This window comes from Neobacillus niacini NBRC 15566, from assembly GCF_001591505.1.
GTDB lineage: Bacteria > Bacillota > Bacilli > Bacillales > Cytobacillaceae > Neobacillus > Neobacillus niacini.
The window spans coordinates 57398-69806 of sequence record NZ_BCVA01000031.1; the positions used below are offsets into that span (position 1 = coordinate 57398).

Annotated in this window: 11 protein-coding genes; 4 read left to right on the plus strand and 7 right to left on the minus strand. The window is 39.2% G+C overall.

Going from position 1 to position 12409, the window contains the following annotated elements; all coding sequences use genetic code 11:
- The first annotated feature begins 302 nt into the window (after positions 1-302).
- From BANA01_RS19755 to BANA01_RS19765, 3 genes are all read left to right on the plus strand, one after another.
- Positions 303-2732, plus strand: coding sequence for a M60 family metallopeptidase (locus tag BANA01_RS19755; protein ID WP_052106301.1), 2430 nt, complete (start codon positions 303-305; stop codon positions 2730-2732).
- Positions 2733-2815: 83 nt separating this feature from the next.
- On the plus strand, positions 2816-5275 hold the full coding sequence (locus BANA01_RS19760; RefSeq protein ID WP_052106302.1) for a M60 family metallopeptidase: 2460 nt from the start codon (positions 2816-2818) through the stop codon (positions 5273-5275).
- A gap of 172 nt (positions 5276-5447) precedes the next feature.
- Positions 5448-6164: a GntR family transcriptional regulator gene (locus BANA01_RS19765; RefSeq protein ID WP_034673713.1), complete on the plus strand. Its 717-nt coding sequence runs from the start codon at positions 5448-5450 to the stop codon at positions 6162-6164.
- A gap of 16 nt (positions 6165-6180) precedes the next feature.
- Here BANA01_RS19765 and BANA01_RS19770 read toward each other — a convergent pair whose 3' ends face one another.
- The 7 genes from BANA01_RS19770 to BANA01_RS19800 are packed head-to-tail and all read right to left on the minus strand — an operon-like array spanning position 6181 to position 11548.
- Positions 6181-6618: an RbsD/FucU family protein gene (locus BANA01_RS19770; RefSeq protein WP_034673716.1), complete on the minus strand. Its 438-nt coding sequence runs from the start codon at positions 6616-6618 to the stop codon at positions 6181-6183.
- 20 nt (positions 6619-6638) lie between these two features.
- Complete coding sequence (locus BANA01_RS19775; RefSeq protein ID WP_034673718.1) at positions 6639-7532, minus strand: fumarylacetoacetate hydrolase family protein; 894 nt, start codon at positions 7530-7532, stop codon at positions 6639-6641.
- Positions 7533-7550: 18 nt separating this feature from the next.
- Entirely contained in the window at positions 7551-8324 is a 774-nt protein-coding gene (locus BANA01_RS19780; RefSeq protein WP_034673720.1) for an SDR family NAD(P)-dependent oxidoreductase, read from the minus strand.
- Positions 8321-9133, minus strand: coding sequence for an SDR family NAD(P)-dependent oxidoreductase (locus tag BANA01_RS19785; RefSeq protein ID WP_034673723.1), 813 nt, complete (start codon positions 9131-9133; stop codon positions 8321-8323). Before BANA01_RS19785 ends, BANA01_RS19780 begins: the two co-directional genes overlap by 4 nt.
- Positions 9134-9164: 31 nt before the next feature.
- A complete protein-coding gene (locus tag BANA01_RS19790; protein ID WP_034673725.1) occupies positions 9165-10325 on the minus strand; it encodes a UxaA family hydrolase in 1161 nt (386 codons plus the stop codon).
- Positions 10312-10653 carry a UxaA family hydrolase gene (locus tag BANA01_RS19795; RefSeq protein ID WP_034673727.1) on the minus strand — a complete coding sequence of 114 codons (342 nt, stop codon included), beginning with the start codon at positions 10651-10653 and terminating at the stop codon, positions 10312-10314. The genes BANA01_RS19790 and BANA01_RS19795 overlap by 14 nt, the downstream gene beginning before the upstream one ends.
- Before the next feature lie 25 nt (positions 10654-10678).
- Positions 10679-11548, minus strand: coding sequence for an amidohydrolase family protein (locus BANA01_RS19800; protein ID WP_052106303.1), 870 nt, complete (start codon positions 11546-11548; stop codon positions 10679-10681).
- 274 nt (positions 11549-11822) lie between these two features.
- Between BANA01_RS19800 and BANA01_RS19805 the strand changes: the two genes are divergently transcribed.
- On the plus strand, positions 11823-12140 hold the full coding sequence (locus BANA01_RS19805; protein ID WP_169803726.1) for a response regulator transcription factor: 318 nt from the start codon (positions 11823-11825) through the stop codon (positions 12138-12140).
- Positions 12141-12409: the final 269 nt, after the last annotated feature.

Consider the following 12409-nt stretch of genomic DNA (forward strand, 5'->3'; position numbering starts at 1 on the left):
GTATTTTTTGAAAATTTAGAATTGATTTCCGCCACTGATGATGTTAATTTAGTTTACAGTGAAAACACTTACAAAAAAAAAAAACTAAGGAGGGTTCGTTCAAAAATTAGTAAGTTGCTTTTCATGAACGGTTTTGATGCTGCGTTAAAGTTACTGGTAATTATATCATAACATCCATAAGAAAAACTTACTAGAAGACCATTTTTCAGTGCACCCTAGCATTCTTTCATTTGGCTCAATTATAACGGACACACTGGTAGTGACATCATTACAACATTACAATTATAGGAGGAAGGTATACCGTGAAAAAAAATATGATAACAGTACTGCTCGCCGGTGGTCTAGCTATTAGCCCCACTATTGTTCCCCTTGCCAACAACCAAGTACAGGCATTAAGCAAAGTAGAAGCGAAGGAATTGAGCGAGTCTACTCAGGAACAGATAAAAAACGATTTGGCAAGGTTCTATAATGGGATAGAAGGATTTCCTAGTTACTCCAGTTCTCATGCAGGTGGTGTAAGCGCCGTCGGTGAGAATGCCTTTGCTGTTGCGATTAATCCCGAAACGGTTCCCATTATTGGTGCGGCTAGATTTGGTAAAGGTAGAGTAGTAGCAGCGGGTCTGAGTGAGTATTTTGATTTTACTAATACAGATTCAACAAAAACAGCTGTTGCTAGTAACATATTAAAATGGGTAACAGATAAGGATAAAGTCCTGCCCGTTCATTTAACCTACGAGGACGCTTTAAAAGGCAAAGGGAAAATTACAATGATTACAAATCGGGATATCCCTGTTAGTCACGATTTGCCAATAGAACTACAACATGTAGATAATTTCTTATCCATTCAGTTAAATCCGTTAAAACACCAGGTTGTTTATGTTAACAATTTTCATCAGCCTCTATCAGATAAAGAAGTACAAGTATTGATTAAATATGTGAAGCAGGGGGGAGCGGTGATTTTCGGAGAAAAAGGCTGGGTAATGGAAGGTTATCCGAAAGAATGGATGGCGAATGAAAACAGTAAACCAAACCTTTCCGATTACGGTATTCAAAAATTCCTCAATGAAGTTGGCCTATCCTTAACAAATATTACAGCAACCACAAAGACAGCAACACTGCCACCTCTCTCCTATGATAAAGCACAAAATTATTATGTACCTGCACTTATTGATAAAGCTAAGGCGATTGAAAATGGATCATTGGATGTTAGCACCCTTGATATTGGTCCTGAAGGAGCGACATCCACTAAAAAGAAAGAAATTATTGCTCAGATTGTCAGTGGAACCATCGCCGGCTTAATAGAGGGCCATCCTCTTCAGCAGAAGGTACTGTCTGATTTAAGTCAACTCACCGTTACATGGCCATTTATTAAGAGCGATTTCCCTTATTCAAGTGCACTCTTGGCCTATCAAGTGAACGAAGCAACCTTAGATCCAAATGGTGAAAAATCACCCTATGCCGACCACTTTCCGGGCCCGATTCCACAGGATGCACCTTTGATTAATAACAAAGAAATTCAAGTCGATTTTGATTATGAAGATCTTAGCCATTTAAGAATGGGTTATCCTCCAGGGAACTGGATCAGTACAGGTCTTTATGCCCCTGCAGGAGGCATAATCACCATTGATGTCCCAGAGGGAACAGAGGATTTGTATGTTCAAGTCGGTTCGCACACGGATGTGTTAACAGGAAAACCTACCTGGAGCCGTATGCCGGTGGTCGCATTGCAACAAAAGCTTGAACCTGGAATAAATCAAATAAAAAGCCCTTATGGCGGCCTTGTCTATCTTATTCCTAAAAAAGCAAAGGCTAATACCCAAACGTCTATTCATATAAGTGGCGGCGTTGCCTCCCCAACCTTTGTAAAAGGACAGACCTCCAACGAGGAATGGCACAATTCAATTAAAGATAATCCGGCCCCTTGGGGTGAACTTGTAGGTGAGCACGTTATTTTCACATTGCCAAAAGAAGCTTTATTAACCATTAAGGATCCAGTGGCACTCATGGAACAGTGGGATTCCATTACTTCCAGCTACAATACTTTCGTCGGTATCTCGTCTGATTTACCAGTCCCTCATAAAAGTCCCGATAGACAGCACCGATATGTGGCAGATGTTCAGATTAGCGCCGGCTATATGCATGCAGGCTACCCAATCATGATTCCAATTGACCCGGCGGCTTCCCATGTAGTCGATCCAGAATTGGCCTTGGTAAGAGGATGGGGCTTTTGGCACGAAATGGGCCATGAATACCAGCAGAATCCTTGGAAATGGGGTGACATTACAGAAGTCTCTGTGAATATCTATACCCTTTTTATCCAGGAAAAATTTACAGATGTAAAAAGGCTGCTCCAAAAAAGTGCAGATGGGAAATCCCATTATGATAGAGCAATGGAATTTATTGCAAATCCTTCCCCCTTGAAGAAATTTACAGACTTGGATGGGATGGATCAGCTAGTATTCTTTAAACAGCTTCAATTGGCATATGGCTGGGACTTCTACACAGAATTGCATAAAGCCTATCGTGAGCTTGATAGCAGTACGCTTCCAACAACAGACCAGCAGAAGAAAGATATGCTTTTATTTATGACTTCCAAATTAGCCGGTCAAAACCTTGTTTCATTTTACCAGAAATGGGGGTGGAGTCTGACAGAAGAAGGAATTCAAAAGGTGAATGCTCTAAATCTACCAGAACCTGAGGTTGCTGTTGAGACATTAAGAGAATACGAGTAACCAATAATCAACTAATTCATAAGCAGTGTCGATCATTTATTGTATCGACCTGCATATTAGAAAAAAATGAGAGTGGTGAAAAAATGGTACCTCAATTAAAGAAAATTTTATTTTCAAGCTTATCTTTACTCTTCTTAACAGTGGCAACGATTCCAGCACCGGGTGCTGCAGAAGTTCAGTCTCCCAATCAGACAAGTATGGCTCAAGCCTATTCAGTGGAGGAAGACTACCATTTTTTTAGTAAAGATTTAGATGGAATCCCTGTTATTTCTGGAAGCGGAGGTGTTGCTGCAATTGGTGAAGATGCATTTCCTGTCAATGTCCCAGAGACAATTCCAAATATGGCAGCATCCCGGTACGGGAATGGAAAAATTGTATTAGCAGGTGATCAAAGATATTTTTCTTTGCAAAATAATAAGGAGCCGCTAAGCTTACTATCTCGTAATATACTACTGTGGTTAACAGAGGATTCTGCTATTAATAATGGCAGGAGAACAAAATATACAGGTAGATATGAAGAAGCGTTAACAACTAACAAGACTTTACAATTGATTACGACTTCAGAGGATTTATCGATCGACCCTTCTCTTCCCGTAGAAGTCGTAAAAGTGGACAAATGGGACAGAAGCTCGTTAAACCCCAATAAATATACAGTTGCTTTGATTGATGAATCTGTTAAGGAAAGCGAAATTCCTATTCTTGAAAAATATGTACATCAAGGCGGCAATATTATTGCTACCATAAATGGTGGTGATTTAGAAGGCATTACAAGAAATACACCTGTAGAAAAAAGAGCAACGCTCGGAAACTGGAGAGGAATCCGGATTAGCGAGCATTATCCTGTCCAGAATCTGTTAAATATGACTGGTTTATCACTGCTTAATGTGAAAACCAATTCATCGGGAACGGTAAATCATATGACTCCCGATACCATTATGGAAAATCACTTTTTAAATCGACTAAAACAAGGAAAGGAAATTGAGGATGGAGTTTTAGGCTATGAAGATATTAATCTTGGCCCTGCTGGTACAGATAACGAAAAAAAGAAAAACCTTTTACTAAGTGTCTTAACTGAAACCCTGGAAACCATCACAAGAGATTCTCCACTGTATGATTGGGCAGTTAAGGAAGTTACCTCATATGGTAAAGTTCAATTTCCTATTAAAAAGGGAGAAATGCCCTATCGTAATTCTTTATTAAACTTTCAATTTACTCATTTCACCATTGATGCAGGAAATGAAACGTCACCTTATGCTGATGAATTTCCAGGAAAAGTGTCTGAAACAGCACAACCTGTTCAGGAAAAAAAGATATCTATTAATCTAGGAAACCCTGACCTTATGTACACTCGTGCATTACCAAGCAAAAACTGGATTAGCACCGGGCTGTATGCACCTCCAGGAAAAGACATAACCATTAAAGTACCCGAAGGTGTTGAAAATATTAGTGTCCAAATTGGCTCCCACGATGATGAATTAAACGGACTGTCAGAGTGGAAAAGGGTACCGAATATCGTTCATTTTAAAAAACTCACTCCAGGAACCAATGTGGTTAGCAGCCCATACGGCGGTTTAATTTATTTTATTCCTATGATGACCAATACTCCTGATCAGCAAGGAGATTTTTCAATAAGCGGTGCTATCGAAGCTCCCTACTACGAAATCGGAAAAACAACCGAACAAGAATGGCAAAATATAAAGGCTAGAGGAGCTACTACCCCGTTCGGTGAATTAAAAGGAGAAAAACTCATTATAACTCTTCCATCTGAATACTTATTAGAACTGGAAGATCCAGGGCGGATCATGTCACTATGGGATGATATTATTATGGATTATGATCGATTGGCAGGGCTGGATACACAAAAAGAAATGCCAAATAAAAGACATTCAATCCCCTTCCGTATTGTTTTGGATAAACAAATTAAAGGCGGATTAATGCATGCTGGATATCCTATCATGGTGCCAATTGAATATGGTTCCACTAATTATGCGGCGTCCATACTTGATGAATCCTATATCAAAAATAATGCTTGGGGATTCTGGCATGAAATCGGACATGAGTATCAGCAGGCTCCGTGGACTTGGGGAGATCTAGGAGAAGTAACAGTCAATCTTTTATCCCTCCTGACACAGGAAAAATTCAATAACCCGTCCCGTCTATTGGATATTTCCAATGGAAAAGACTCATATGATAGGGCATTAGAGTTTGTCATAGACCCCAATCCTGATAAACTTTACAAGCAATTAGGAAACTTTGAAAGACTCGTTATGTTCCAGCAGCTTAGAATGGTTTATGGTTGGGATTTTTATACGAACATCTTTACAACTTATAGAGAGATGCCGGATGATCGCCTCCCAGTAACAAATCAGCAAATGATCGATACGTTTGTTACAATAGCTTCCAAAACAGCGGGAGAAAATCTGGTAGAATATTTTTCTAAATGGGGGATTTTCTGCTCGGAGGATGCTATATCCTTAATTGAATCGTTAAATCTACCTAAGCCTAAGACTGAAATTTGGCTAATAAGAGAAGAGAAAAAATAACATGTAGAGTAACACATTAGTAAAAAGAGCCATGTCATTTATAAGACATCGCTCTTTTTTGCTGCACTAATTTTCTGACTTTACAGAATGAGAATGGAATACTAAAGTCTTTCAATGTATAATTAGTGTATTCGAAAATAGATTAAATTAACAGAATAAGGAGTAATATATGATGATTAAAGATCCGAGATTACCCCTATATTTTCAATTGATGGATACCCTCCTCGAAAAAATTGAACTTGGAGAACTGAAAGAGTATGAAAAGCTGCCATCCGAAAGAGAACTCTGTGAATTATATAATGTTAGCCGGACCACTGTCCGTCAAACCATGCAATCTTTAGAACGGGATGGTTATATTTATAAAGTACATGGAAAGGGAAGCTTTGTCTCTCCCAAAATATATAATCAAAGCCTGGTCCAATTTTATAGTTTTACCGATGAAATGAAGAAAGCAGGAAAAAAACCCTCTACCAAAATACTCTTCTTTGAACAGATCCATTGTGAGGATAACATTGCAAAAAAAATGAATTTACCAGAAAATTCAGATGTGCATAAAGTGACCAGGCTGCGATTAGCAGATGATGAACCAATGCTTTATGAGACTTCTTACCTCCCAGTCTCTCGTTTTAAAAATTTAACAAAAAATCAGTTAGAAAATAAGCCAATGTATGAAATTTTCCGTGAATCTTATAAGGTAACGATTACCAGGGCGACGGAAACGTTCAAAGCAGTATCCACACGATCGATTGAAGCTGAATATCTTCAAATAATTGAAAATACTCCTAGCCTCATGCTTGAACGTACAACCTATGAACACGATTCCATTATTGAATATACTGCTTCTATCGCTAGAGGTGATAAGTTTTCATATACGGTAGAGTTGAAATAATAGATTATTTTCTATGTTAGTAACCTATTTTAATAACACCCTTTTTCAAAATAATATTGGCGTATTGTGCCGTTTCACTTGTGGCCACTACAGCAAATGCCTTTTTGGTACGATGATAAAATGCAGATCGTTCCATAAACTCAAATGGAAATGAATAGTTGAACTGATGATGAATAATTTCTTCGTAGTCTTTCCATATCGTTGGTTGTACGGAATCACCAGGAACAACCGCCATAAATGCAACGGGATGTTCCACATACGTGTCTAACGGAAGAAATTCTAATATTGCTTTTAATAATTCAGATATTCCATGCCCATTACATTGAATAAGGCGCTCAGCGTGACTGGCAGCTGGAAAATTCCCATCTGCCAGTACAATTTCATCACCGTGCCCCATTTCCATTAAAGCCTTCATTAATTCCGGTGAAATAATCGAAGGTATCCCCTTAAGCATTCTCTATCACACTCGCTTCTTTACTTTTCGTCTACAAAATAGTTTGTCAGCGATCCTAATTTTTCTATTTCTACCGTAACCTCGTCCCCTGGTTTAAGATACACTTGCTTCTCTTCTGGGTACCCTAAAACCACTCCTTCAGGTGTACCTGTCAAAATAATATCTCCAGGCTCCAATGTCATATGGAGAGAAATATAACTTACAATTTCCGCACAGGAAAAAATCATATCTGATGTATTAGAATCTTGCCTTAGTTCACCATTTACATATGTTTTTAATGCAAGATCATTAGGATTACCTACTTCATCTGAAGTAACTAAATATGGACCGATAGGACTGAATTTATCACAGGATTTCCCAAGCAGCCATTGGGGCGTTCTCATTTGTAAATCACGTGCTGAAAGATCATTTACAGCACAGTAGCCAAAAACATAATCAAGCGCTTCCTCTTCTTTTACATTTTTCGCCTTTTGTCCAATTACAATCCCTAATTCAACCTCATAATCTAGCATATTTGTCACTTTTGGAACAGGTATTTCACTTTTATGCCCGGTTAACGTGTTATCAAATTTATTAAACAAAATTGGTACTTCCGGATACGGGGCATTAGTTTCATCCGCATGTCTTCGATAATTTAATCCTACACAAACAATTTTGTGAGGTTTTGTTACACACGGTCCCCAAGTCATTTTATCAGGATCAACAAAAACTGCTTTTTCTTCCGCTTGTACACTGGAGATAAAATCCTGAAGATTAGATCGCTCTTCTTTATTACTAGAAATGACAGACATCACGTTTGTCTGGATATCGTATTTTGCATTCTTCTCTGCAGTAGCAGCAATATCAATGATGCCTCGCGCTGTTTGAACCCCTAATTTTTGTCTTCCTTGCTCTTCAATCGTTACTAGTTTCATAGTCTCCATCCTCTTCTTTTAAGCATTCTTGCCAAACACAACCCCGCCATCTATATAGAGGGGGGATCCCATCATAAATTTTGCCTCATCCGACGCTAAAAATAAGGCAGCGCTCGCAACATCTTCAGGTCTTCCTAACTCGCCGCTTAATTGCCTTGTTTTTATTTTATCGATGGCCTCTTCTGGATCGCTATAAGAGGTTCTTAAATAATTTTCAACAAATGGTGTGAAAATCGTTCCAGGCAATAAGGCATTAACTCGAATATTATAAGGTGCATAGTCCACCTGCATCGCCTTTGTAAGCGATAATATCGCTCCTTTCGTGGCCGAATACAGCGCTCGTTTCATGAGCCCCATTTCTGCGGCACATGAGGACATATTAATGATACAGCCATTCTTCTGTTCCATCATATACGGAACAATATATTTGCTCGGCAAATACACCCCCTTCACATTCACACACATTACCTTATCCCACTCTTCAGGCTCTACTTCATCCACTCGTCCAACATTACTGATTCCTACATTATTAAATAAAATATCAATTTTCGTATGTTCTTGAACAATTGATTCTGCCATTGCTCTTACCGATTCAGGGATTGTCACATCTTCATAATAAAATGTCGCACTTCCTCCTTTTTGGTATATTTCTTTCGCCGTATTTTCACCATTTTCCTCGTTGACATCATTGACAATAACGTGTGCACCTTCCTTAGCGAAAAGGAGGGCAGCAGCTCTGCCAATTCCGCTTCCAGCTCCGGTAATTAACGCTACCTTCCCATCTAATCTCATATGATTAAGTTCCTTTCTTGCTCCAAATGATCTTCTGGCTGTGCAGCCTTTACTGTGAGTCCCCCATCTACCATTAACAGATGTCCATTTACCTGCATGGCATATTCTGAGGCTAAAAACACAACCGCATCACCGATTTGTTTTTCCGTTCCAAGCCTCCTCATCGGATTGGCTTGAATTTCTTTGGCTAAGATTTCTTCATCTTTTAAATAATCGTGACACATATCCGTTGCAACCGTACTGGGACCGACAGCATTTACATTAATATTGTACTTTCCTAATTCAATCGCCAGTGCCTTTGTTAAATGGCTTGCAGCCGCTTTCGATGAAATATAGTGTGGAATGACTGGGCTTGTAACGAGTAAGCTTGCCGTTGAGGTGATGTTAATAATTTTCCCGTATCTTTTTTCAATCATTTTTTTTGCCACTCGCTGGGTAGTAAGAAAAATAGATTTTACATTTGTTTGATAGGTACGATCCCAAATTTCCTCGGTTACTTTCATAAATGACTCAAATGGGGCAATGCCAGCATTATTGACAAGGATATCGATCGATCCGAGAGTTTTTTCAACCTCGTCAATCATTTGATCGATCTCTTGCTTGATACCAACATTCGCTTTCACAACCATGGCGCGGACATGATAATTTTCTATTATTTCGTGCTTTAATTTTTCTGCTTTCTCATAGGAACTCGGTGAGGTGTAATTGATGGCCACATGTGCACCTTCTTCAGCTAACCGCTCGACAATGGCCGCTCCAATACCTCTGCTTCCTCCTGTTACTAGGGCAACGCGATTTTTTAGTATCATCCAATCCCATCCTCCTAAAACTCTATTAAACTTACAAACTGATCCCTATTCTACTAATACTAAATTCCTGATGACCTAAAATCTCAGATTTTGTTTCTTGACCGTTCGCTACGTTTAAAATCATTTCATAGATGTTCTGCCCAGATTCATCTAGTGTTTGAATTCCATGTAAAACAGGACTCGTATCGACATCCATATTGTCAGCCATACGCTTGGCCGTTAATTCGTTCCCTGTTATTTTAATTACCGGGATTATAGGATTGCCCGTTGGCGTCCCCCTGCCGGTGGTAAAACACACTAAATGAACGCCTGCTGCTGCCATACCGGAAACACATTCGATATCGTTTCCAGGTGAATCCATAAAATAATAGCCCTTTCCCGGTATTTCTTCCGCAAAGTCAACGACGTCCTGTAATGGAGCTGAGCCGGCTTTACTAATACATCCAAGTGATTTTTCTTCTATGGAAGATAAACCTCCATCAATATTTCCAGGACTCGGATTCCCCCCGCGCATATCTACACCCATTCGTTCAACCTCATTTTCAAATTGCTGGACGCATAGGTATAGTTTTTCCCTTACTTTCGAGCTAACAGCCTTTGCCATGACAAGGTGCTCTGCTCCAATAATTTCTGTCGTCTCGCCCATGACAATGGTTCCACCCTCGTTGAGAAGCATGTCTGCAGCCTTCCCAAGTGCTGGATTGCTGCACAAGCCAGAAGTAAAGTCAGAACCTCCGCATTTCACACCAACGATCAGCTCCGAAACAGAAACATCCTCCATTGGCGTTTTTTCAAGTTCCTTCATTAGTTTCTTTGCTTCTTCAACCCCTCTTTGGATCGTTTTAATGGAACCGCCTTCATTTTGAATATCAATCCAAATAACAGGTTTACCCGTTGACTCAATTTCTTCTTTTACTTTAGCTGCATTAATTACCTCGCATCCGAGACTAACGATTAAAACAGCTCCTACATTAGGGTTTTTTCCCATACCGACTAACACTTTATGTGTTCGTTCTTTATCCGCACCAACCTGGCTGCATCCATGTTGATGAGGAATTGCAACCGAACCGTGCACTTGCTGTTGAACTCTTGAACAGACTTGATTGGCACATATGACAGTAGGCAAGATTAATAGATGATTTCTAATTCCAATTTTTCCATTTTCACGGCGATATCCTCTAATGGTTTGCAAATTCTTTACCTCCTCCGCGGCCTATATCTCCTCTTCCCCTTATGCCTTCGATGTTATGAACATGGACATGGGTCCCAGTGGGAATTTCTATAGTAGCAGCACCAATAACTTCACCGTATTTTATCACTTCTTCGTTTTGACGAATGACAGTAATCGATACTTTATGTCCAAAAGGAATGTCTTGAATGAATGTTAACCGAAAAGCTTTTCCATCCCTTATGTACGTTATAACTTCATCCTTTTTACAATCCTTCAGAAGCGTTGCCACATTATCCTGATCGTGCATCACTATACATGAAAGTCCTTTTTGAAAGGCTTGTTCAGCCATAGAATATTCCCTCCTTCGAATCTTTTTACGGCAATCGATAAAATCGTTTCGCATTTCCTCCATATAACAATTCTATTTCTTCCACTGTCATTTCTTTAGGCAAGTTTTCATGTAAAATCTGGACAATATCATCATAATCTGCTGCAAGGAGGCAGACCGGCCAGTCACTGCCAAACATAATCCGTTCATGACCAAAACACTGAATAATATGATGAATATATGGCTTAAACTCATGAATCTCCCATGATTGGTGGTCTGCTTCCGTCACTAGTCCAGACAATTTGCACATTAGTGTTTCATACTTTGAAACTTCTTCTATCCAATCTGCCCACGGTTCCCATTGCTGTTCCTTAATATTAGGCTTTGCACAATGATCAATAACAGCTCGTAATCTTGGAAACTCCTTTAACAACTCTACGATATGCCTTAAATGTTTGGGATAGATTAATAGATCCAGGGGAAAGTCGTTTTCTACCAAAAGCCGAATATTGCGCTTCACTTCAGGTTTTAATATCCAATGATCGTTTGCCATACTTTGTAGCATCGGTCTTATTCCAACAAATTTCGGCCACATCAACAACCGTTTAAAATGATTAGGAAATTCCGCGGAAGACAAATCAATCCAGCCCACAACTCCGCCAATAAATTCATATTGATCGGCTAAATCCAGTAAAAATTCGGTTTCTTCAATAGATTCAGCAGCTTGTACTACAATCGTTTGCTTGATATTGTGCCGTTTTAAATGCATTTCCAAATCTCCAGGGAGAAAATCCCTGTAAATTGGTTTTAAACCGGGAGTAGGCCAGTCATATAGTTTTGTATCTAATTTCCAAAAGTGCTGATGAGCATCAATTTTTATGTGACATTTCCAAAGACAACGCTCACTTGTGTGCATCGGTATATCTCCTCCCCGTGCCTCTGTTAGTACTCATCATAAGAAATTCTGTGATTAGTTTCTATCTTCATTTTTTATTGTATACACTCAAATTTTCACCTTATTGGGAATTATCTAAATTCTATACACTTTAATTTCTCTGTTTTTTAAAGTTTTGTAGATGTTTTAAAAAAATGAATATATAAAAAAAGACAGGAACCAGCTATGGTTCATGCCAAAAATTAAAATCTTTTATCTTATTGCCCGGTGGCAGTCCCACATATTTCTTAAATGTGTGGATGAATGTGTTTACATTGTTGAAGCCTACCATTCCATCAAGATCCTTAATTTTCACTTCCCTGTTTTTAAAATTTTGCTCATTGTCCATCAGGATCATACTATTGTCTTTGGTGCCTTTCACACAGGCATTGTCGATTATTTAATGAAATCTGCACCAAAAGAAGAAATAATAGAAGCAATTTATTCAGCAGCCAACAACCAATGGGCGATTCGTCCAATCACTGCTGAGAAAATTAGACAAGAGTTCGCACGAATTAAAAAATCAAAGGATCACATTTTTTTAAAATCTGATATGATTAAAGATATTTCGTAGAGGTAACCACGGATTGCGGTGTGTTACCTCTTTTTTTGTATGGTGGTTTTATTTGTTAGTGGTTGAGGACGAATCCTATTCGTGGTTCATGCGTTTTGTCTTCAAGACCCCGCATTGAGGACAGATCTTCTTCGTGGCTCGTCCGTTTTGTCCTCAAGACACCGGATTGAAGACAGATCTTCTTGCCAGTTCATCCGATTTGTCCTCAAGCCCCCGCATTGAGGACAGATCTTCTCGCCACCTCATGCGTTTTGTCTTCAAGACCCCGC